Raw genomic sequence first — 20756 nt, forward strand, 5'->3', positions numbered from 1 at the left:
CCGAACACCGAGGTAGACGTCATGAACCCGAGTACCCTGGATGGCCTGGAGGCCTCCAATATTGCCGATGCGCTCGTAGCAGAACCGTTCGGCGAGCATGCCCCGGGCATCGTGCTGCGCGATTTCCTGGCGGCGAACTATGCCCGCTTGCACCGCCGGTTGCTGCGCAATCTCGGTTGCGCGGACTTGGCCAGCGATTGCCTGCACGACGCCTGGCTGCGGCTGGCGGACGCCAGCACCCCGGTATCCGTGCAAAACCCGAACGCCTATGTCTACCGGGTGGCGTGCAATGTCGCGATGGACGAGCTGCGTGGCAGGCGGTCCGCGCAATACGACGATGCCGCGGCAATCGAGCATCTGACGGATCCAGCGCCCGGCCCGGACCTGATTGCGCTGGCCCGCTCCGACCTGGCCGAGGTCGAGCGCGCGATGCAGCGCATGCCGTACCGGCACCGTTCCGTGCTGGTCGCCCTGAGGATCGAAGAAAAAACACGCCAGGAGGTTGCGAACGAGTATCAGGTTTCCCTGACCAATATCGATACGATGCTGCGCCAGGCCCTGGATCACTGTGCCCGGGAAACCGGGCAGAATGTGCTCGGCGGCATTAACCAGTCCCGGCGAGGTTTCTCGCGCCGCTGGCAGGCCAAGGTGCTCGCCGCCGAGTCCACTGCGCTGGCACGGCAACGCCCAGCTGCCGACCTGTTCCGTTTTGTCCAACAAATCCAGCCCCTTGGCGAAATCCCTCGCATGACGCGGATTGATCACCGTCACAGGAGCAGCAGTAGCCAGTAACGCAGCGGCTTCAAAGGTGTCATCACGATGGTTCTGTCGCGTTGTTGATCGGTGGGTGAAATTTTCCCGGCATGGCACATGAACTCTCAAACTGGACGGACCTGTCCTGCCAGCGCATAAAATTGGTCGGCGAACGGCATCATCACCGTGCGATCCATTGCGAACTGATCTTCGCCGATCATCTGCATGAGTTTGACGCAAGCAACTATGTCCTTCCAGCGTTATCAAGCAGGCGCTAAGCTGTTTCCTCGGTCAGCTATGCCATCCTTCGCCGGCAGTGATGGCGAGGGAAGGCCTGCTTTTGCTTGGGCGCAGCAGGAATCTCTGCAGGGCAGGGCGATAGTAAGGTCATGCCCGGCTCAGGCAGTTACAAGATCGCCCATCAAGTGTCCGGCAGGCTACCCAGCCCCTGACACGATCCATCGGTTTTTCATCTTTCAAAAACCATGGATCAGGAGAGTCTAAGCTACTGGTGGAACTTCACTCGTCAACGGGATTCCTCATGACAGCAATGGCTGGATATATCATCGGCGGAGCAGATACAATCTTTACTTAGGAATTTTAGAAGGATAGAGCAACGCAAGTTGCATTCTTTACTTGCACGCGCGTGGCTTTTGGCCTAAGAGGACAATTACCCACTCTTATGGCAAGGCCACTGCGATAGAAATTTGCGCAGGCACATCGGGATTTGGCTATACACCAGTGAGTTATAAATTTAAGAAACTTCCGAGAAAAGAAAATGAATAGTAAAAAAAGTCAAAAAGAATTATATAAAGATATTTTTACGAAAGATCTGGGACAACGTCTTGATGAAATGTCTAATTTCGAAAGAAAATTTTACTGGGGATTTGTATTAAGTGGAATTATTGCAATGATTCTTATTGTTATTTTTTTAGGATGAGAAGATTTTGGGTTCTGCCGTATTAGCAACTCGTCGGAGGTCGATCAGGTAGACTGCAACGCCCGAACACTGACTCACTATGCTCGACTTCAAAGGGATGCGCTTTCCGATCGATGTGATCCTGGTTTGCATCCGCTGGTACCGTCAGGTGCCATGTCGCGTCAGCAGTGATCGCAACTCCACCGCCAGCCCGCAAATTCTCGATCTCATCGAGCGCACGAAGCAGATGACGGGCTAGTTTATCCGCCGCACAGACCGGCATTGATGGCTTTACCCCGGCGTTCTAGAATCCACGTCGCCAAGCAGGCCGCCGCCAACGAAGCCGAAGCGAAGCGCCTGAGCGACGAAGCTGCCACCTTCCAGGCAGCCACAGATGCCGGCGCCGCGTTGTTACAAGCAATCGCCGCGCCGGCTGCATCGGCCCAGAGGTCGGCCAAAGCGGCCAAGACTTGAGTCTTGGCCGTCACCATCAAGCCGATTTAAACCTGCGTCGGCCAGCGAAACCGACTATGCCCAAGCCGGCCAGTAACATGGCGTAGGTTTCTGGCTCAGGAACAGGAATGGTGTTATTTGTGAAATTTGCCGTAAATCTCATGTAATACGTCTTGTCCACACCCCACGGCTGACTTGCGTTAAGGGGATCCACGGCATTCGAATAAACGTGGTTCCCTGTTAATTCGCCATTGTTGTTGGATCCTTGCATCCTAACGAAATAAACTGGATTTTGGATGCCTGCAACTGTTAAGTATGCTACGTATTCTTTATTAAGTGGCAATGCCAGATTGAGTCCGGTTGCTTCAAATGCTTTAGTTTTGCCACTGTATGGGATTGGAGCACTCGTGTACAAGGCGGGACCGACGGCTTTGGTTCCGTCCCATGCAGAAATCCCGAATCCGACATAGCCGGTGCCATAATTTGAAGTGCCATAACCGGAAGACGCATAGAGGGTGAAATCGTTCAGCACTCCGCCTGGAGAAGTAAAGGTTTCTCCATAAGTAGTCGAACCTACTGCGCCCAAGTAACCTAGTTCGCCACCGTTGAACTCGTTGGAAAAGGTTGTTGCTTGTACATGGAAGGAGGCGCACAAAATAATGCTCGGCAGTGCAATTTTGACAGCTGTGTATAAGTTCATCATTTTCCCTATTTTGATGTTAAAAAGATACTTAAATTAATTATGCGACAATTTTATTGAAAAATTGAACCAATTAAATTTTTATTAAAAATGAAGGATTTCCTATGCTTACGATTGAAGCCGGCGCCGGCCTGCCCGATGCCGAATCGTATGCCAGCGTCGTCGCGGCAGATATCGGAGCAGGGTGGCTTTCCCCATGGTCACGGAGACTATCCATTGTGCTGGTTGGGCGCCGCGCTCAACGAGCGCGGTGTCGGCATCTGCGTGCGCCTCGAGAAAGGCGGTAACGCCGGCTTTGCGTGCGTGCGACTTCCTGCGCTCAGACGATGACGAGCGGATAGTCTCGCTGGCCGCCCCGACCGGTGCGACCGGAACGGCACTGCGCGAGGTTGTGCTGCCGCCGGCGTGGCGCATCAACCGCACAGCCGCCACTCCATCCTCAAGCCGCTACTGCTTGCACTGCTGCTCGACGCCGACATCGCCAAGCGTCTGCTCGACTCACTACGATTGATTGCCTACCGCAACTACTCGCACCTCCCTGGCATCATCAAATCGAAGCCTCGAGTCCCACGTCCGAAATCGCACAAATCACTAGGTCAGAAGCCGTGCTGAGGCGCGGCGCTGCTAAGTTCGATGGATTGCAGTATGAACCCATGCTTTTAATTCATCTTCCTTTTTATTAAGCAATACTAATTGACTACTCAATGGAAGTGCATTACATTGCTTTAATCGATAGTAAATATCGTATATTGATGTCGCAATGCAGGGCATGAGGTAATGCCAGGGGGATGGCAAATATGAATGAATATTTTGTGGCTGCAGTGGCAACGATCGGCCTGGTCGCTATGATTCACTCCGTTTGGGGAGAAAAACGCATCTTCAATCGACTCCGGTGCGGCAAACTGGCGCCAAGCAATGGTGGCGGCGTGCTCCTTGAGTGGCACGTACGCATACACGGGTCCCGCCGGCATGTGCTGACCGTCTTCGGCCTCTGTATTACCGCCGTTCTGCTGCAGTTGGCATTCCCTTCGGTGAGCAGCAGCTTGGCCGGATTCATTGTGCAGGCATGCGCCGTCGCCATGCTGGCCGGGGCGGCCTTGGTATTTTTTGGTTCCAGGGTACGGGATTCCGGCTGAGTCTGCCTGCTCGCCGTCGCACTTCTTACATGGTGGGGCCAGACTTGATTGTTTTGCCTCCGACACTCCACTCTTCTTCAAATTTCGATCATGCGTACTTCCAAAGCCCAACAAGCCAAAAACCATCGGCTGATCATTCAGACCGCAGTAGACCTGATGACCCAGCATGGGTTTGAGGGCACCACGATGAAGCAGATCGCGCGTGCCGCCGACGTGGGTGATGCCACCATCTACAAATACTTCCCTACCAAGGAGAAACTGGTAACCGCCTATTTTGAGCAAGCAATTGCAGACGCAGTGGCGCAGGCCGACAAGACGGAGGGACAGAACGAATTTTCGCTGCAGGAACGTCTGCAACTGGTAGTCAACAGTCTGCTGGAAGGTTTGCTGGCCGACCGTGAATTTGTGGGTCTGGCGCGCGGCATGGTGGAGCGCACTCCCACGCTGCTGTTGGGCGAGCAACTACCCGGCAAGCCTTTGCTCCGGCAAACCTTCGTCCAGATGCTGGAGCAGGCCGAGGCGAGCGGTGAAATCGTGCCTTGCGGCTTCAAGCCCAGTCTGGCTGGACTGTTGGCCGACTATGTGTACGGCGTCATTGCGTACTGGCTACGCGACACCTCCGACCAATTTACCAACACCACGCAAATGGTCGATTTGAGCTTGGGCGTGCTGGTATTAGCCTTGCGCAGCGGCCTGGTGGACAAGCTGCTGGAACTGGGAGGTTTCATGGTGCGCAGCCAGCTTGCGCGCCTGATGCAAGACGGCAATGGCTTGCTGGATCTGCTGCAATTGGCCCGTCGCGGCTTGGGAGGGGTACGCTCATGACGCCCACGACCAAGACGAACACAGTTTCGCAGTTGCCGCGTACCGGGCGTCTTTCGCGTGGGGCGATTGTCGGCATGGCAGTGGCGCGGGCCGGGCTGACCCACCTGGGCCATAAGGCCAAGTCGATCACGTGCGACGAGGCGAAAATGGATCAGGCCCGTATGGCACATGAGGCGGAACTCGGGCGCATCCTGTTCGCCGCGTTGAATCAGCTCAAGGGCACGGCACTCAAAGCCTCGCAACTGCTCAGCATGGAACTGGGCTTTTTACCCGAGGGCATGCGCCAGGAACTGGCTCGCGCCCACTATCAGGTCACGCCGCTGAACCGCGCGTTGGTGATCAAAGTGATGCGCCAGGAGTTTGGCCAGGATCCGCAAGCCTTGTTCCAGCAATTCGAGCCTGTCGCCTTTGCTGCCGCCAGTCTGGGGCAGGTCCACGCCGCCATCATGGCGGACGGCCTGGCAGTGGCCGTCAAGCTCCAATACCCCGGAATGGCGGACTCCATTGGCAGCGACATGCGTATGCTACGCAGCCTGCTGCAAGCCTTGGGGGAACGCTCGGATATGTTGCTCAAAGCCGATATCATCGCGCGCATGATGGATGACATCGAACAGAGACTGGCCGAGGAGTTGGACTATTTGCATGAGGCACAGACCATGCAATGGTTTGCACAGCATCTCTCGCTGCCGGGCCTGGTGGTCCCCCAGCCGGTAATGGGCCGCACCACACGCCGCGTGCTGACGATGCAACGCCTGCCGGGATTGCATCTCAACGAATGGTTGCTGACCGAACCCGATCAAAACGCACGTGATCAGGCGGGTCAGTTGCTGTTTGATACCTTCTTTCATTGCACCTTTGTGCTGCACTGCTTGCAAGCCGACCCGCATCCGGGCAACTATCTGTTCATGCCGGACGGCCGACTGGGTCTGCTGGACTTTGGCTGCACCCGCGCGCTGGACGCTGACTTTTGCCAAGCGCTCAGCGCGCTCTGGTCGGCCCAGTTGCGCGACCCGGCGGACCACCGTGCCATGCAGCAGGCCTATCGTGACCTGGGCCTGATTGGGCCGCATCTGAATGAGCAGGACTTTTGCCAGCAACTGCTGCCGGCAATGGCCGAGCGGCATGCCTGGCAGAAGTTGCCGTTTACCGTGGAGGTGTATGACTTTACGCACCACCCGCCATACCCACGTCCATCAGCGGAACATCATCGCCAGGCACTTCGGCATCTGCAGTCCTTGCCGGAGGAGCTGCCCTATGTCGACCGGGCCTATTTAGGTCTGATCCAGCTTCTCAAAACCCTCGGTGCACGTGTGCGCACCACCAACCCCTGGATTCGTTGAATGAATACGACGTTTCTGCTTCCGGGATGCGCGGTCTTCATCATGCGTGGCAGCAGCCACGCCGCGTCGGCGCAATTCCTGGCGGGCCAGCACTGAAGCCCGTCCAATCAGGAAAAGAAGTACTTCTTAAACAGAGATTTGATGGACTTATTCCCAACTGCGGACTGCTCGTCCGTGGTCTCATTTTGAATCGACGCAAACGGCGGAGCGCAACATGAAAAAAATAGTCATCGTGATTTTTGACCATTTCACCGATTTGGATTTGTTCTTGATGTGGGACATCCTCGGGCGGAATAAGACGGACTGGCAAGTGAAGATATTGGGAACACAGAAAGAGCACCAATCCGCAAACGGCCTTGTTATCAAGACCCATGGGTGCATCAGCGAAGCGAATGACGCAGACGTTGTATTGTTTTCCAGCGGTAAAGTTGGAGTGAAAGGCGCTATCGCCAATCCGGATTTCATGCGTGCATTTTCGCTGAATCCAAACACGCAGCTCATTGGATCGATCTGTGCCGGCTCGTTCATTCTTGCCAAGTTGGGTCTGCTGGCAATGGGGCCGGCCACGACTCATCCCGATGCCAAAGAGGAACTGCAATCCCTGGGAATTGACGTGCTCGATTTGCCCCTGGTATGCAAAGGGAATGTTGCGACTGCAGGTGGCTGTTTGTCTGCTGTGTATCTAATCGGTTGGGTCGTTGAGGCCTTGTTCGGCCGGGAAAAACGTCAAGAAACACTCAGAGAACTTATTCCTGCCGGCCAAAGCGCAATCTATGAACGACTAATTGAGACGAGTATCCGGGACGCCATCTCCCCGAAGGTAGGCGTTGGCGCAATATTGGAAAACCGCTTGCAAGCTCCGTCAAGAAGCATGCCAATCGAGGACGATCCCGTATGAATCTACGTTTCTTTCACCGTACCTCAGCCGTTGTCATTGCTGCATTTGCCTGTTTCACAGGACAAACCATCTGATATCGCTATGGAGCATTCCGGCCTATGCGACCACGATGAAAGAATTCCCTCCGCCAGAGCACGTTTGCAAACTTGAATGCGTGCCAATCAAGACAACCGCAGTCCGACCATCACTCACTTTACAGAGAGAGTTTTATTCATGACAAACGAAGCAAACAAAGTCTTCCTCATTTCCGCACCGGCAGCAGCCATGTCGGCGTCAGGATTGACGCACATTGATTTCTCCGACGGCTATTCCGGTCAGGGGGATCGAACCTACGTTGACGCCGAGCAAGCGGGGCGCGCCGTTTTCGCTGAGCCGCATCGCATGCTTTCCTTGCTCATAATTTTGCGCAACGGAATCGTCGCACCGCTCGGACTAAAGAAAAGTATTAGCTTTGGTGATCGCGGGCTGGGGAAGATTGGCATGTTTCCGATTATTTCAAGTACGGAGACTGAAGTCGTCGTCGGTGGTGACGACAAGCATCTGGACTTCCGGATCTGGATAAGCATTCAACCGGGTCTGAAGGGATCGGAAGTGACGGTTTCAACCTTGGTTAAAATAAACAATCTCTTTGGAAGAGTGTATTTGTTTATCATCATGCCGTTTCATAAGCTCCTGACGCGCTCGCTGATGGAGCGCGCGGTCAACCGGCGCGACAAGGTGCACCGTAAGCCAGAAAGGTGACCTCATTGTTGCCGCTAACCGAATATTGACCATATAAAGGCAGCGTAGGCCATGGGACATTTTCACAGGTCCGACGTTGCGCTCCCATCGGGAATGACCAGTACAAAATCGTAGCCCTGAATCATGCCTTGGACACTGCTGTTTCCATTCGCCAGGGTCTTAGCCGATCCCAGCAAGGGGCGCACGTCGAACAATGACCATTCCTTATGCTCGCTCGCCGCGGCGAAGAAGGGCAATACGCCCGCCATGGCGGACCTGATATCGGTTTTTTCGATTTCTGTTGAGGCCGACGCGCGTCCAATTCCAGCAAATTGCGCCTGCTGGCCCTTGGACGCCAGCACTAACACGTGCAGCGATTTTTGCCCGCGGCCTTCCGCATATTCAGCCAAATAATTGCCGATCTCCCGGCTGCCGGCACTCAGCGGGTTATAACCTCGGAATACATGAACCGCACCGGCTTTCAGCAACATTCGCTGTGCAGGCGCAAGCGTCAAATGGTTGGCCACATTCCGCTTCATTAGCTTGGCACGCTGTATATTGGATGCATATCCCTGTCCCGGAGTTATATTTTTGCTATAAATGCTGCGGCTTTCAATCAGCGAATTTAACATCGCCAAGGCGGGCATGTCCCTGGGGGCTGTGAGCAGCTTCTGTAAGGCGAATAACTCCTCTTCTTTGACTTTCAACATGAAAAGATCACGCGGGTCTCCGCTCGCCGACGCCCGGCTATAGTCATCGTTTTCAAGCTTGCGGAAGGCCTCGATTTTTGATTTCGCCAAAGGAGCAAGCGGTTGCCCGGCCATTTGCTCGAGCAAATATTTCGAAGCGCCCATGAGTTCCTGATCCATTCCCACTAATTGGAACGATGGTCCGGCAGCTTTGGCGAAACGGGCCAGGAATTGCGCCTCATCTTGCCACTTGTAAAAAGCGGTAGCGACCGGATAGGCCTTATTAAATGCGGCTATGCCAGCAACGCCAGTATTGGCCTTCAACGTCTTTGCCAAAGCATCAGCAACAGCCGGTCCATTTTCAATAATCAGCGTCGTAAATCCTTGATTTGCCAATTCTTCAAAATACGCCGCCGAAAAATTCGCAATCTCTGTAATCCCATGGTCCTCGCCGATGAGTACGAATTGGCTCTCCAGACTCGCGGCTATCAATGTTGCCGCGCCGGAACCAACCATCTTTCCATGATCGATTGCGATCGTCGTGCGAAGGGCGGCCAAGCGGTCTGGCAGGGATAGTGGCTGATCCGCCGACAATGCAGGCATGGCCAAGCCGGCCAAAATGATAGAAATAATTATGGAATGAGTTTTTCGCATTATTTTTCGCAAGAATTGTGTTCTGGTCGGCGATTTCAGTCGCAGGGTATCAGCATGCTACGCGTAATCAGGGTCGGCTGACCTTGAAGGACATTTTCCTTTTATGGATTTTCCATATTGGCTGGAAGGAAGAATTTGCCAATGCTACGGTAAATCAGGTGACGCGACAACTATCCTGACGCAGGAAGAGTTGATAATTTTTTGCAAATAGTCGTGTGACAGGACCCTGTCGCCATCCAGCAGATACCATGACCGTAGTACAGCGTAACGGGCGGGCCAAGCCTGATCACGAACTGCGCAAACCGGCTGACAGCCTGCCGGCTAACTGCCCGACGTGCAGATAACGGCAGCGGGCGGTTGGCAATGCCAACCGCCGCCAGTCGCTAATGCGACAGCACCGAATCGCGCGACCTGTGCCCGAGGTAAGGCAGCAAGCTGAGGAGGCCAAGCACGGCCAGCGCGACGCCGACCCACAGTGGGGAGCGCAGGCCGTAGCCGGCGGCGATGCCGAGGCCGCCGAGCCAGGAACCGGCGCCCAGGCCAATGTTGATGACGGAAGTGTGCACCGTGTTGACCAGCGGCCCAGGGTGGGCGGTCTTCATCACGCGGGCGATGATGGCGGGATTCATCGACATGCCGACCAGGCCCGTGACGACCAGCAAGGCGACGCTGATGCTCTTGTCGTGCGCAAAGACGGCGAACAGCGCCAGGCTGATGCCCAGGATGACCATGCCCCAGACCATGATGACGGTGGTGTAGCGGTCCGCATAACGGCCGACCACGGCATTGCCCACCACGTTGGCGACGCCGTAGACGCCCAGCAACCAGGGGATAGCGGAGGCTGGAAAGCCGGTAATTTCCGTCAGGATGGTTGCGAAGTAGCTGAACGCCGAGAAAATCGCTCCAATGATGAGGCCGCTGCTGGCATACGCTGCCCACAGGTGGCGGTTGCGGAATTCCCCTAGTTCATTGCCGAGGCTGACAACCTCCGACGGCTTGGCGCGCGGCACCAGTACGGTGATGAGCGCCAGGCACAAGAGCGCCAGCAGTACCACCAGCCAGAAGCTGGCGCGCCATCCCAGGTGCTGGTCGATGAGCGTGGCGACCGGCACGCCCACCACGGAAGCGAGCATGAGGCCGCCGATCACGACGGCGGCGGCGCGTCCGCGCGCGTTGGGCGCGACGATGTCGGCACAGATCGCCAGGGACAGGCCAAAGCAGGTGGCGGCGGCCACGCCCGTGACTACCCGTGCGATGGCCAGGATGTCATAGCTGGTGGCGGACGCGGCGACGGATTGGGCAAGGACATAAAAGCACAGCAGCCACAACAGTCCCTTCTTGTTCGGCACGCGCAGCTTGAGCAGGATGATGGTGCTCAGCGGTCCACCGATGACCATGCCCATGGCGTAGAGCGAGATCAGATAGCCGATCCGCGTCACCGGTTCGTCCATGGCCAGGGCCAGCGACGGCATCATGCCCGCCACCATGAATTCGGATGTCGTCAACGAAAAGATCGTCAACCCCAGAATGTAAACAACCAGCGGCATAGCAATATCCTTCGAAAGTAGTCACCAAAACACTCGCCAGGCGTGGCACGCACCCCGGCCGCATGCGGCCCTTGCGCGCGCCACGCCGTGGTCAGGTGTTGCAAGACGTAAAGACGCTGTCCGGAATGTCGCCGACAAACAGGTTGGGGAAGTCGCGTACCGAAAGGTGCTGCGGGTCGTTGCCCGTGACCATGCGCAGCAGGCGGTTGCCGCCGGCCTCCAGGTAAAAGACCGATGACGGCTTGCCCGTCCGCTCCATTACCCAGGCGTCCGCCTCCCGGCCCAGCACGGTGTGGCGGCCGTCGTGACGGGCGCCGCCGTCCGCCAGCACCGCTTGCGGCAGGAACAGCTCATGGAACGGGATCACCTCATCGTCCAGCGCCGTGCCCTGCAGCTGCTCGCCGGTGGCTTGCGCTTGCCTCGCGTAGGCCACTTTCTGCTTGCGGCTTTGTTCACGCCTGGCGTCGCCGATTTCCGACATCCACAGCAAGTGCCCATGTTCCTTTTCCGGCCAGGGGTTGAACAGGCCATCGATGCGGCAGATGTTGCGCGCATAGTCGAACCAGCAATAGCCGGACGTGACCTGGTCATCCGCCTGCATCGGCGTCCAGTAGGAAATATAAGCGCTGCTCCATTGCATCGGCAGCAGCGGCGGGGAGGCGTGTGTCGGCATGGCAGCTCCCTAGCGGCCCAGCGCGTAGCCGAGGCTGGCCATCAGCGCTTCTTGTAGCGACGGCAAGTCCTTGCGGCGGGCGTCGAAGCTGGCGGTCAGCTCTGCATTGCTCAGTCCGATTCGCTCGCCCACGCTTTCAAACCACAGGCGGCTGCCGTTGGCGTGCTCCTTGAACAATTGCATCAGGGGCACGGCACGGGCATTGAAACTGTCCAGGGCGGCGGCCGTGCTGGCTTCGGTGTCGAGGATTTTCACCAGCAGCAAGGCCGCCACCACCGCCATGGTGGTGCCGTGGCCGATGGAAAAATGCCCCGATTGCAGCGCATCGCCCAGCAGGACGAACTTGCCGTCGCAGGCCCGGTCACGGCTGAGGGTCATGAAGTTGCGCCAGCCCTGGCCCGGTTGGCTCTGCAGCCTGTGCTCGCCGAGTTCGGCTTTGAACGTCCTGGCGATATACGCGGCGGCATCGCGCTCGGAAAGCGCTTCCAGCCCGGCCTTGGCGTACGTTTCTTCGCTGCATTCGACGATGAAGGTGCTCATCGTGTCCGAGTATTTGTAGGCATGGCCGATGAAAATGCCTTGTTCATTGCTGCGGAATACCAGGTTCATCTGGTCGAACAGCTGGGTGGTGCCGTACCAGATATATTTGTTGCGGCCAAAATCGATGTGCGGCGCCAGCGCCGGCGGCAAGTCCAGCGATTTGTAATTGACGCCATTCGAGACTACCACCAGGTCGTACTCGGCTTCCAGCTGCGCCTTGTCGTCTGGCGGCGTTTCGTAGCGGATGGCGATGCCGGCCGCCACGCACTTGGCGCGCAGGGCTTGCACCAGGGCCTGGCGTCCGACGCCGCACAGGGTAACACCCGTGCTCATCAGGTTGGGCTGGTCGTGATGCACGAGCTTGAATTCTTCCAGGAACTGCGGATTGAGCCGTTCCGGCTGCTCCAGGTAAGAGAGTGGATTGGCGGGATGGCGCGGCGGCCGTCCCGGCAGCACCACGCCCCAGCCCAGCACTTCCTCCGGGGTATTTTTTTCCGTAATGCTGATATTCCAGCCGGGCTGGGCCTGTTTCATCTGGCTGGCGAAGAGCAGGCCTGCGGGACCTGCGCCGATGACGAGAATGTTCATTAATTTACCCTTCCAAGTTTGTACCAAACGTTTTGTTTCTTCTGGATTTGCTGCAATTCATCGTAGGGAACCGATGTGAAGTACAGTTTCTCCGCCATGTCCGGCGGATAAACACGGGGGAATTTCTTGTGCATGTAGCGCGTGTAGCGCGTCTGCAGGAAGAAAATCAGATTCGGATTGCTCAGCGCTTCATAGTTGGCGATCGCCATGTCCTGCATGGCGTCCGCCTGCACCTTGCGCTGCAGCGTGAACTCGGATAGGGCAGGGCCCAGGGCATTGCCGTGCTTTTCCAGCAGGGAAACGAAGACGTGGACGTCTTCCAGCGCCATGTTCATGCCTTGCCCAAGGAACGGGGCGGTGGCATGCGCCGCATCGCCGATCAGCAGGATATTGGCCTTATAGTGGAAGGTGCTGGAGCGGACGTTGATGAGGTCGTTGCTGGGCAGCGCCATGAACTGGTCGAGCATCTCCTTGCGGCGCTCCGGCGGCAGGCTGCCGAAGTAGCGGTTGAAGAAGTCGGCCATGGCTTCGCGGTTGAGCGTGCCCAGGCTGGGCGTGCCGGTGTAGGGCAGGCACAGGGCAAAGCTGATGCTGCCGTCCGGGATGGTGGCGGCGCGGCCGGCAAACAGGCCCTTGGAATCCATGCCGAAAAAATACAGCAAATCCTTGCGGAAACCCAGATCTGCCGCGTGCGGCAACACCAGCGTCTTGTAGCCGTGGCGGAAATAGCTCTGCTTGAACTCGAAACGGCGCATGCCGCTTTGCATGGCGCGCCGCACGGCCGAGTGGGCGCCGTCGGCGCCAATCACCAGGTCGCCATACAGCTGCTGTACGGCGCCGTCCGGGCCCTGGACCAGTACGATCTTTCTTTCCAGGTCGACATCCAGGCATTTATGCTCAAAGTAATATTTCACCTCGTGCTTGACGGCATGCCGGTTCAGCAGGCGCTGGAAGGCCGTGCGGTCCAGCGACAGGGGAAACAGGCCTTCGAGCGGGGTCAGCTCGCGTATCCGGTGCCGGCCGCCCACGCTGAAGGCCATGCCGACGATGGGTTCGCCGCACTGGTCGAGCTCCTGTTTGCTGATGCCAGCTCCCAGGACGGCCTTGATGCCGCGCACCGTCATGCTCACGCCGATGGCGCGCGAGTTGACGGGGTCGGCGTTGGCGGCATTTTCCAGCAGCGGATCGCCGCGTTTTTCGATGACGTGGACATCGTGCCCCCGTTGCGCCAGATAAATGGCGCTGAGGCTACCTGCCAGGCCTCCGCCGACGATAATGATTTTATGCATTTCAGGCCTCTCTTGACATCTTTCCCCGAGATAAATCGGTAAGTTGCTGATTAAAAAATTCCAACATTTCTATCGGCGCCATGCCGATGACATCGCTCTCCAGGCTGCGCCCGTACTGCGCCAGCGCCAGGCACTTCTGCGCCAGCATGTCGCAGCCCAGGCTGTAGTCGCTGCTGACCTGGCTGCTGACCGGTTCGGGCACGGGCGGTCCCGCATGGCGGCCGGGCACGCCCGATGGCATGTTCATCAGGGCCGCCGACAGGGGGCGCAACAGGCCGGTCATGATGTCGATGGAGGCGTTCATCAGGCGCGAGCGGCGCAGGCTGCCCAGCGGCCGCTGCGCGAAATGGTGCGCCATCAGCAGGAAGGTCAGTTCGTAGCAGCCTTGATACAGCTGCATCAGCGCGCGCGCCGTTTGATCCGTCACCACCGTGCAATCCGCCCGCGCTTCCAGCACCGGATTCTTCAGCGCCGGCAGCGCCGGCTCGAACGGCTTGCAGCAGGCGGAGAACTTGCCGGCGACGGTGCGCAGCCGCTGGAAGTGCGACGAGGCGAAATGCGGCGAATCGACGGCCACGCCTTCGCCCTGCTCGGTGACGAAGTCGATGGCGAACAGCGCGCTGTCGCGGTCGGACACTTCCAGCTGGTAGCCGGGATAGGCGCGGTTGGTCAGTTCTTTCAGGAACAAATGGTGTTCGCCGCCGCGCTTGCCTCCGCCGCTCTCGAACAGGCCAGGCAGCTCGGCCAAGGCCTGGCGGATCGCGATATAGAAGGTGGCAATGGATTTGCCCGGCGTGGGAATGTAGTCGGGCCATTCGAAACGCACGAAACGGGCCAGCACGTGTTCGGAAAATGGCTCGAATGCAAATTCCGTGTCCAGGCCGAAACGTTGGCGCGCCTGCTGGCCCAGCACCGGGGCGCCTCTATGGAACGGTTCGCCAAGCGCCATAAGCACATTGTTGACTAATAAATAGTGAATCATTTCTTCGTGGGCGATTTCCAGCAACATGCCGCGCGTGCCGCTGTTGCGGCGCCGGTCTTCGGCGCCGCAGGCCAGCTCCAGCTCGGCCGGCAGCCAGCGGCCCGCCTGCACCAGCGCCGCCCCCTGCGCATAATTGGGAATGGAATACGCGGCATACAGGTATTGCAGCATGAGCGACAGTTCCAGGTCGACGGCCTTTTTCAACTCGTCGATCAGTTCCGCCTTGCTGCCGATGGCGTGCGGCGTGGACGGTGCCGGCAGCGCCGCCTTGGCCTTTGCCTCGACCTGCGTCAGGTATTTCAGGAACAGGCGCGATTTTGGCAGCGACAGTTCGCGCGTGCTGGGCATGTAGTAGCTCTTGTCGCGGTTCTGCGGATCGCACATCTGCCACATCAGGCGCGCATACGTTTCGCACTTGCACTGGTCCGCCAGGCTGAAGACCTTGTCCGACATGAAGGGATACACGAGCTCGTAGTAACTCATCACATGCCGGTAGAGGAAGGCGTAGTCGACCTGTTCCGCCGGTACGTCGTCCAGATGCCAGTCGTCGGGCAGTACCCGCACGCCGAGGTATTGTTTGTGCTTGCCCGTCCCCAGCACGATGCGGGTCGCGCCCGGCTGGCGCCCCGTCAGGGTCAGCGCCGTGTAGCCGTGCCCGAGCGGCGACGGTTGCTGCTCCACGGCCAGCAGCGCGCCGTCTTCCGCCTGCGCCAGGGACGGGGGCGTCGCCAGCTCGCCGCGGAAGCGGCTTTGCACGGTGATGGCCTGCGGAAATTGCTTGTGCTTGTTGCGGTTCGGCGCTTCCAGGTACAGCTGGTTGCTGTCCGATTGCGATACCCAGTCGGCCTCGTCCCACTGCGCCTGCGCGCTGCACAGGCTGAGCGAACCTGCGGCGGGGGCATGTTGCAGCGGCACGTCGAAGACGCCGTGATGGCGCCAGTGGTCGCGGTACAACTGCTCGGGAATCCGCGCCAGCAAGGCGCCGGAGTCATCCTGCAGCAGCAGGTCGCCGAGCGCCTGCTTGCCGCCCAGGGCATGCGTGGGATGCTGTTCCGATACGGCGTCCGCGTCGCGCGTGGTGTAGGGGATGGCGGTCGGCATGTTGAACGAGACGCGGTCCGCATGCAGTTTCACCAGCACCGGTCCCAGGCTGGCCTGGCGCGGCTGCAGCAGGCGGCCGGCCGGATAGGTGGCCAGCTCGTCGCGCCGCCACAGGCCGATGCTGCCGGCCAGGTCGTAGAACACGGGCGAGTCCGGTTTTGGCGGCGTCGACATATTGAACAGGCAATACTGCACCGTCAGGCCCAGCACCTCGTCGTCGGCCAGGGCTTGCTGCAAGGCGTGCATGCTGGCCGGCAACGGCAGGTCTGGATTGAACAGGAAATGCGGGTCTTGCTTGGCCACGGAGAACTGGAACAGCCTGGAGCGGCCGATTTCCTCGTCCAGGAAATGTCCGCTGCGTTCCGTGATATGGCCGCTGCCGAGCCAGCGCACCGAGTGCGCCTGCGCGATGTCGGCGGTAAACAGCGTGGGTGTGTTGGGTGTGGCCAGCTTGTCGCTCAAGGTGAACTGGCCGGCGTAGATCAGCGTGGTGTCCGGCTGGGCCGGGTTGTTGTCGATCCACCTGGCGCGGTTGAAGGTCGTGCGCAGGTATTCGTTGTAGTGGCCCCACAGGCCCAGCTTGGCGCCCACCAGCGGGTCTTGCGTATCGACCTCGCCATCGCGCAGCTGGACGCCCGTGATCCTCGCGTTTTCCCACGAAAAATGATTATTCCCGCAAAAATTGTGGCCTGCCGCCAGGCTGAAGATGCCGTCCGGATCGGGCTTGCCCTTGGCGTTGAAGCGGGGGGCAAGCTGTTTCAGGTGCGCATGGAATTCAGCCGGCGGCCGGCTCAGGTCGACAGGCTCGCCCGCCATCGATACCGTGTTCGTGGCGATATCGATGTTGCCGTGCGTATTGCGATTCCCCGTCGGCACATTAGCGCGGGCAAAACCCCGAAAATGCAGACGGGGGAAGTCAAGTAGGCTCATGCGCGCTCGGTCGAGGAAGTGATGAAGGTATCGTTGGCGGCGGCGACGTCTTCCCGTTGATCTAGCCGCTGCAGCAACAGGCCGCTGGCGTGCTGGGCACTGATCAGGCTGCCTTCCATCCAGCCGCAATGCGCGGTATAGGCATCCGAGCAAGAGATGATGCCGTCCCGGTGCAGCAGGACGGCCGGGTGCTCGGCTTCCGGTTCCACGCAAAACTCGACGCCATGCGGCCAGAACTTGTGGAAGTGCGTCTTGATGGGCGGCAGCGGCTGGCCATCGAGCGGCAGGACGTCTTCCAGGTGGCGGCGGACGCGCTCCAGGTACACGTCTTCACCGAGTTCCAGGCTGTCCCGCCAGTAGGTGGCGCTCTTGCTGTCGGTGTAGAACAGCACATACTTGTCGCTCTTGAAGTAGACCTTGCGCAGGGGATTGGCCGCCATCAGCACCTTGTCGGTCAGCCCCAGCTCTTCCCACCAGGCCGTGTCGAACGTGAGGAAGCCCTTGAACAGGGGCAGCGAGTCGTACTGGAACGGGCTCCAGGCGTTCGGGAAATCCAGGTTCAGGCGCGGCATGGCGGACGGCGGGATGGCCATCACCAGGTGGCGCGTGCGGTGCATCTGCGTGTCGCCCTGGTGGCTGAAGGCGAGCACATGGTCGGCGCCGGATTTTTCAACGGACAGCAAGCGGTGTTCCAGGCGGAATTCCACCCCGGCGGCCTGGGCCTGGTACTGCAACTGGCACAGCAACGCATGGTAGCCGTCGGTGGCATAGCGCCACTGGTTGGCGGCGTTTTCCGTAAAGTGCTGCGTTTCCGGGTGTTTCTTGATGATGTCGTAGGCCATGGCCGCCGACACCATCGGCAGCAGCAGGGCGTCATAGCCGGTCGCCTTGATGATGTGGGTGGCCTTGGCGGCGCCCAGGTAATGGCTGAAGAATTCGAGGAAGGAGTCGTTCGGATGCTCCTTGAGCATCGGGCTCAGGCCATGCAGCGTTGCCTTCAGCTCTTCCAGCACGCTGTCGTGGGAGATGACCTCGGTGAACGGGTAGACGGCATGCGGCAGTCCGCTGCCCTGCATCAGCTGCTGGAAATGCGGATGCAGCTGCGGCGAGTAGCGGGCGGCGCCGAGTTCGGCGATTTCCTCGCCATCTATTTTCCGCGACTGGATGCGGCCGCCGACGGTGGGATTCAGGTCGAAGACCCGGATGCGCAGCTTCCTGCTGGCGGCGGTGTCGATCAGGCTGTTGGCGCAAATCAAGCCGCCTATGCCGGCGCCTACGATGCAAATGTCAGAATACGTGCTCATACGAAATTCCTTTTTAACGTTCATTAATCAAAAAGCTGCAAAATCGCTAGCAAAAGTTTCCCCTGCACGTGTAGGCAAGGGAGGTGGGACGCTGGGTGTTACCGCACTTGGCGAGCGTTATCGGCTGGGGAATGAAGAGCCTGGCGAGAACTGGCGTTGTTTCTGGAATGGTCGATTCTTGGCTGCAGAGTTTCTGTTTCAAATCAAAGATGGCACCGACAGTAGCCCAGGCATCGGGCAGTCAATTTGATAAATATCAATGTAGTTGTCGTTCGGTGTTGCGTCCTTGTCGACGCAGCGAGGCAGGCGGGATGGCGGCGGCAGTGCGCCGGGCAGTGGCAGGGAGGTATGGAAGGCGGTGCGGTGCGGCGTATCGAGCCGCTGCGGGAGTGTCGCCGTTTGCCGATGATGCCAGGACCAGCGGTGGGTCCTGGCGCCATCGGCGGTGGCTTGGTCTGCTTCTTGCTATTTTTATTGTTTCTGACTTTGCGGCTGGCGCGCAGTGCACGCGCCAGCCGGGCGATGCCCGATGCCGGCGTCCGTCAAAAATCCACGGCGGCCGACAGTTGCACGCTGCGGGGCGCCGATTGCGAGATGGTGCCATACGAAGCCACGCCGGCCCAGTAATGGCGGTCGAACGCGTTCATCAGCCCGCCGCGCAAGGTCGTCGCCTTGCCAGCGATGGCCGTGCGGTAGCGCAAGCCCAGGTCCACCTTGGTCCATGACGGCACCGACTGCAGATTCGTCTGGTCGATAAACTGCTTGCCGGTGTAGCTGACGGCGCCCGTGGCCGTCAGGCCGGGCCAGTACGGCACATCCCATTCGCCGCCCAGATTGGCCATGGACGTGGGCACGCCCACGGGGCGCTTGCCCATGGTGGCGGCGTTGTTGGTCTTCACCAGGCGGCCGTTGAGCAAGGTGATGCCGGCCAGCAGGCGCACGGCCTTGCTGGCGGCGCCCGACAGGTTCAGCTCCAGGCCCCGGTTGCGCTGCTCGCTGTCCATGCTGTAGACCTTGCCATACAGCTGGCCGCTGGGTTTAGTCACCTGGAACACGGCCAGGGTCGCCAGCACCACGCCGAAATCGGCCTTCGTGCCCACTTCGTACTGCTTGCTCCTGTAGGGCGCGAAGACCTGGCCCGCGTTGTCGGCGATGTTCGGCGCAATATCGCCCTTGCTCAAGCCCTCGATATAGTTTGCGTACAGCGACACGTGGCGCAATGGCTTGACGACGATGCCGGCCAGCGGCGTCAGGGCGCCCTGCTTGTAGTGCGTGGTCAGCGCGCCCGTCGTCGCATGGTAGTTTTTCGCTTCGACCAGCTGGCGGCGCACGCCCAGGGTCAGTTGCACGCGCTGGTTCAGCATGTCCAGGGTGTCGGCCACGGCCAGGCTGGACAGGGTGGAGGCGGACAGCTTCGGCGCGCGGGCCGGGGCGGCGATGCCGGGGTCGGCCACGGCGACAGGGTGGTAGATATTCGAGGTGATGAGCTTGCCGGAATTGCTCACGCTGCCAAATTCGTCCTGGTAGACATTGCCCATCACGACCAGCGCATGCTCGACGCCGCCCGTGCGAAAGCGCGCGCGCACGCCCGTGTCCGCGCTGGCGCGCCGCACGCGGAATTTCCAGTTCATGGGCGTGACCGTCATGTTGCCGGCCGCGCTGGTGATGGTTGGCGTCTGGTCCGAATAGCGCGACACGTCGGAGCGCGTGCCGCCCACGTCGGCAAACACGGTGACGTTGTCGTTCAAGTCGTATTCGACCTTGCCCAGGGTGGCCAGGTCGTTGGACTTCCACCAGCCCCAGGATTGGGCGATGTTGCGGCGGCCGTCGGGCGCTGCCGGCACGGGCAGGCGGGCGGCCACGAGGAAGGGGCGCGTGGGCGCGTCGATCCACTGGTATTGCTCGATCACGTCGAGCGAGGCGCGCAGGCGTTGTCCCTGGTAATCGAGAGCGATGGCCGCCACTTCCGCGCGCGACGTCTGGTGGTCGAGCGGCGTGTGGCCCTGGCGGTGCAAGCCATTGAAGCGGATGCCGAAGCGCCGTTCCTCGCCGAAGCGGCGGCTGACGTCGATGGCCGCGCCTGCCTGCGAGCCCGCGCCGTAATCGACGGTCAGGCGCGTCAGGTCGCGCGGCAAGGAACGTTTCGGCACGGCATTGACGACGCCACCCACGCCGCCGTTCGGCGACATGCCGTACAGCAAGGCGGCCGGCCCCTTGAGCACTTCCACGCTCTGCAGATACTCCGTAAACAAATGGTAGTTGGGCGAGACTCCATACACGCCGTCGAACGCCACTTCGCTCAGATTGCCTTCGTTGAGGGGGAAGCCGCGGATGAAGAAGGAATCCGTGACGCCGCCGATCTGGCCCGTGAAGCGCGTGGACGGGTCGCCGCCCAGCACCTCGGCCAGGGTCAGCGCCTGCTGGTCCAGCATGCGCTGGCTGGTGTAGCTGTTGACGCTGAACGGCGTATCGAGCAAGTCTTTTTCGCCCAGCATGCCGGCGCGCGCGCTCTTGGCGATCTGTCCGCCGGCGTCCGCTTCGGCTTGTCCGTTGACCAGCACGGTGGCGAGCGGGGCGGATGCATCGGCCGTCGCCTGGGCGATCGCCTGCGGCGTCACGCTGGCGACGAGCAGGCCGGCGAGGATCAATCGGGTGGTGAGGTGGGGGTGGGCGAGTCGGGAATGTTGAATGGGCATCAGGGGCAAGCGTATAAAG

18 protein-coding genes are annotated in these 20756 nt (G+C 59.5%); 9 read left to right on the top strand and 9 right to left on the bottom strand.

The features are described from left to right. The first annotated feature begins 21 nt into the window (after positions 1-21). From OX459_RS25650 to OX459_RS25660, 3 genes are all read left to right on the top strand, one after another. Entirely contained in the window at positions 22-792 is a 771-nt protein-coding gene (locus OX459_RS25650; RefSeq protein WP_289907078.1) for a sigma-70 family RNA polymerase sigma factor, read from the top strand. Positions 793-1531: 739 nt separating this feature from the next. Further along, complete coding sequence (locus OX459_RS25655; RefSeq protein ID WP_289907079.1) at positions 1532-1693, top strand: hypothetical protein; 162 nt, start codon at positions 1532-1534, stop codon at positions 1691-1693. A 79-nt stretch (positions 1694-1772) separates the two neighbouring features. Then, a complete protein-coding gene (locus tag OX459_RS25660; protein ID WP_289907081.1) occupies positions 1773-1931 on the top strand; it encodes a hypothetical protein in 159 nt (52 codons plus the stop codon). Between the two features lie 231 nt (positions 1932-2162). On the opposite strand, the gene OX459_RS25665 is transcribed toward OX459_RS25660, so the two are convergent. Continuing rightward, on the bottom strand, positions 2163-2825 hold the full coding sequence (locus OX459_RS25665) for a PEP-CTERM sorting domain-containing protein (RefSeq protein WP_289907082.1): 663 nt from the start codon (positions 2823-2825) through the stop codon (positions 2163-2165). Between the two features lie 797 nt (positions 2826-3622). Between OX459_RS25665 and OX459_RS25670 the strand changes: the two genes are divergently transcribed. The 5 genes from OX459_RS25670 to OX459_RS25690 all read left to right on the top strand — a co-directional run bounded on the left by OX459_RS25670 (position 3623) and on the right by OX459_RS25690 (position 7765). Beyond that, positions 3623-3961, top strand: coding sequence for a hypothetical protein (locus tag OX459_RS25670; protein WP_289907085.1), 339 nt, complete (start codon positions 3623-3625; stop codon positions 3959-3961). A gap of 90 nt (positions 3962-4051) precedes the next feature. Next, positions 4052-4786 (top strand): TetR family transcriptional regulator, encoded by a 735-nt coding sequence (locus OX459_RS25675; protein ID WP_289907086.1) that lies wholly within the window; start codon positions 4052-4054, stop codon positions 4784-4786. Continuing rightward, positions 4783-6126: an AarF/ABC1/UbiB kinase family protein gene (locus tag OX459_RS25680; RefSeq protein WP_289907088.1), complete on the top strand. Its 1344-nt coding sequence runs from the start codon at positions 4783-4785 to the stop codon at positions 6124-6126. Before OX459_RS25675 ends, OX459_RS25680 begins: the two co-directional genes overlap by 4 nt. Positions 6127-6340: 214 nt before the next feature. Then, positions 6341-7024: a DJ-1/PfpI family protein gene (locus OX459_RS25685; protein WP_289907089.1), complete on the top strand. Its 684-nt coding sequence runs from the start codon at positions 6341-6343 to the stop codon at positions 7022-7024. Positions 7025-7174: 150 nt separating this feature from the next. Further along, positions 7175-7765 (top strand): DUF2867 domain-containing protein, encoded by a 591-nt coding sequence (locus tag OX459_RS25690; RefSeq protein ID WP_289907090.1) that lies wholly within the window; start codon positions 7175-7177, stop codon positions 7763-7765. Between the two features lie 62 nt (positions 7766-7827). Here OX459_RS25690 and OX459_RS25695 read toward each other — a convergent pair whose 3' ends face one another. From OX459_RS25695 to OX459_RS25725, 7 genes are all read right to left on the bottom strand, one after another. Beyond that, a complete protein-coding gene (locus tag OX459_RS25695) occupies positions 7828-9036 on the bottom strand; it encodes a hypothetical protein (protein WP_289907091.1) in 1209 nt (402 codons plus the stop codon). Positions 9037-9470: 434 nt separating this feature from the next. Continuing rightward, complete coding sequence (locus OX459_RS25700) at positions 9471-10634, bottom strand: MFS transporter (protein WP_289907092.1); 1164 nt, start codon at positions 10632-10634, stop codon at positions 9471-9473. 91 nt (positions 10635-10725) lie between these two features. After that, positions 10726-11307: a violacein biosynthesis enzyme VioE gene (gene vioE, locus OX459_RS25705; RefSeq protein WP_289907094.1), complete on the bottom strand. Its 582-nt coding sequence runs from the start codon at positions 11305-11307 to the stop codon at positions 10726-10728. 9 nt (positions 11308-11316) lie between these two features. Further along, positions 11317-12435 carry a tryptophan hydroxylase gene (locus tag OX459_RS25710; RefSeq protein ID WP_289907096.1) on the bottom strand — a complete coding sequence of 373 codons (1119 nt, stop codon included), beginning with the start codon at positions 12433-12435 and terminating at the stop codon, positions 11317-11319. Next, complete coding sequence (locus tag OX459_RS25715; RefSeq protein ID WP_289907097.1) at positions 12435-13724, bottom strand: NAD(P)/FAD-dependent oxidoreductase; 1290 nt, start codon at positions 13722-13724, stop codon at positions 12435-12437. Before OX459_RS25715 ends, OX459_RS25710 begins: the two co-directional genes overlap by 1 nt. A gap of 1 nt (position 13725) precedes the next feature. Then, positions 13726-16737 (bottom strand): iminophenyl-pyruvate dimer synthase VioB, encoded by a 3012-nt coding sequence (gene vioB / locus OX459_RS25720; protein ID WP_289907098.1) that lies wholly within the window; start codon positions 16735-16737, stop codon positions 13726-13728. Further along, positions 16734-18041 carry an FAD-dependent oxidoreductase gene (locus OX459_RS25725; protein ID WP_289907099.1) on the bottom strand — a complete coding sequence of 436 codons (1308 nt, stop codon included), beginning with the start codon at positions 18039-18041 and terminating at the stop codon, positions 16734-16736. The genes vioB and OX459_RS25725 overlap by 4 nt, the downstream gene beginning before the upstream one ends. Between OX459_RS25725 and OX459_RS25730 the strand changes: the two genes are divergently transcribed. After that, positions 18016-18291, top strand: coding sequence for a hypothetical protein (locus tag OX459_RS25730; protein WP_150130958.1), 276 nt, complete (start codon positions 18016-18018; stop codon positions 18289-18291). The two genes, OX459_RS25725 and OX459_RS25730, sit on opposite strands and share 26 nt — an antisense overlap. Before the next feature lie 292 nt (positions 18292-18583). On the opposite strand, the gene OX459_RS25735 is transcribed toward OX459_RS25730, so the two are convergent. Further along, entirely contained in the window at positions 18584-20737 is a 2154-nt protein-coding gene (locus tag OX459_RS25735) for a TonB-dependent siderophore receptor (RefSeq protein WP_289907100.1), read from the bottom strand. Positions 20738-20756: the final 19 nt, after the last annotated feature.

The organism is Janthinobacterium sp. SUN026 (assembly GCF_030397625.1).
GTDB lineage: Bacteria > Pseudomonadota > Gammaproteobacteria > Burkholderiales > Burkholderiaceae_D > Janthinobacterium > Janthinobacterium kumbetense.

Coding starts and splice junctions, on each gene's coding strand:
- OX459_RS25730 (WP_150130958.1), top strand. CDS start 18,016: ATGCAAATGTCAGAATACGTGCTCATACGAAATTCCTTTTTAACGTTC.
- OX459_RS25715 (WP_289907097.1), bottom strand. CDS start 13,724: ATGCATAAAATCATTATCGTCGGCGGAGGCCTGGCAGGTAGCCTCAGC.
- OX459_RS25670 (WP_289907085.1), top strand. CDS start 3,623: ATGAATGAATATTTTGTGGCTGCAGTGGCAACGATCGGCCTGGTCGCT.
- OX459_RS25685 (WP_289907089.1), top strand. CDS start 6,341: ATGAAAAAAATAGTCATCGTGATTTTTGACCATTTCACCGATTTGGAT.
- vioE (WP_289907094.1), bottom strand. CDS start 11,307: ATGCCGACACACGCCTCCCCGCCGCTGCTGCCGATGCAATGGAGCAGC.
- OX459_RS25650 (WP_289907078.1), top strand. CDS start 22: ATGAACCCGAGTACCCTGGATGGCCTGGAGGCCTCCAATATTGCCGAT.
- OX459_RS25675 (WP_289907086.1), top strand. CDS start 4,052: ATGCGTACTTCCAAAGCCCAACAAGCCAAAAACCATCGGCTGATCATT.
- OX459_RS25680 (WP_289907088.1), top strand. CDS start 4,783: ATGACGCCCACGACCAAGACGAACACAGTTTCGCAGTTGCCGCGTACC.
- OX459_RS25690 (WP_289907090.1), top strand. CDS start 7,175: ATGCGTGCCAATCAAGACAACCGCAGTCCGACCATCACTCACTTTACA.
- OX459_RS25700 (WP_289907092.1), bottom strand. CDS start 10,634: ATGCCGCTGGTTGTTTACATTCTGGGGTTGACGATCTTTTCGTTGACG.
- vioB (WP_289907098.1), bottom strand. CDS start 16,737: ATGAGCCTACTTGACTTCCCCCGTCTGCATTTTCGGGGTTTTGCCCGC.
- OX459_RS25735 (WP_289907100.1), bottom strand. CDS start 20,737: ATGCCCATTCAACATTCCCGACTCGCCCACCCCCACCTCACCACCCGA.
- OX459_RS25655 (WP_289907079.1), top strand. CDS start 1,532: ATGAATAGTAAAAAAAGTCAAAAAGAATTATATAAAGATATTTTTACG.
- OX459_RS25695 (WP_289907091.1), bottom strand. CDS start 9,036: ATGCCTGCATTGTCGGCGGATCAGCCACTATCCCTGCCAGACCGCTTG.
- OX459_RS25660 (WP_289907081.1), top strand. CDS start 1,773: ATGCTCGACTTCAAAGGGATGCGCTTTCCGATCGATGTGATCCTGGTT.
- OX459_RS25665 (WP_289907082.1), bottom strand. CDS start 2,825: ATGAACTTATACACAGCTGTCAAAATTGCACTGCCGAGCATTATTTTG.
- OX459_RS25710 (WP_289907096.1), bottom strand. CDS start 12,435: ATGAACATTCTCGTCATCGGCGCAGGTCCCGCAGGCCTGCTCTTCGCC.
- OX459_RS25725 (WP_289907099.1), bottom strand. CDS start 18,041: ATGAGCACGTATTCTGACATTTGCATCGTAGGCGCCGGCATAGGCGGC.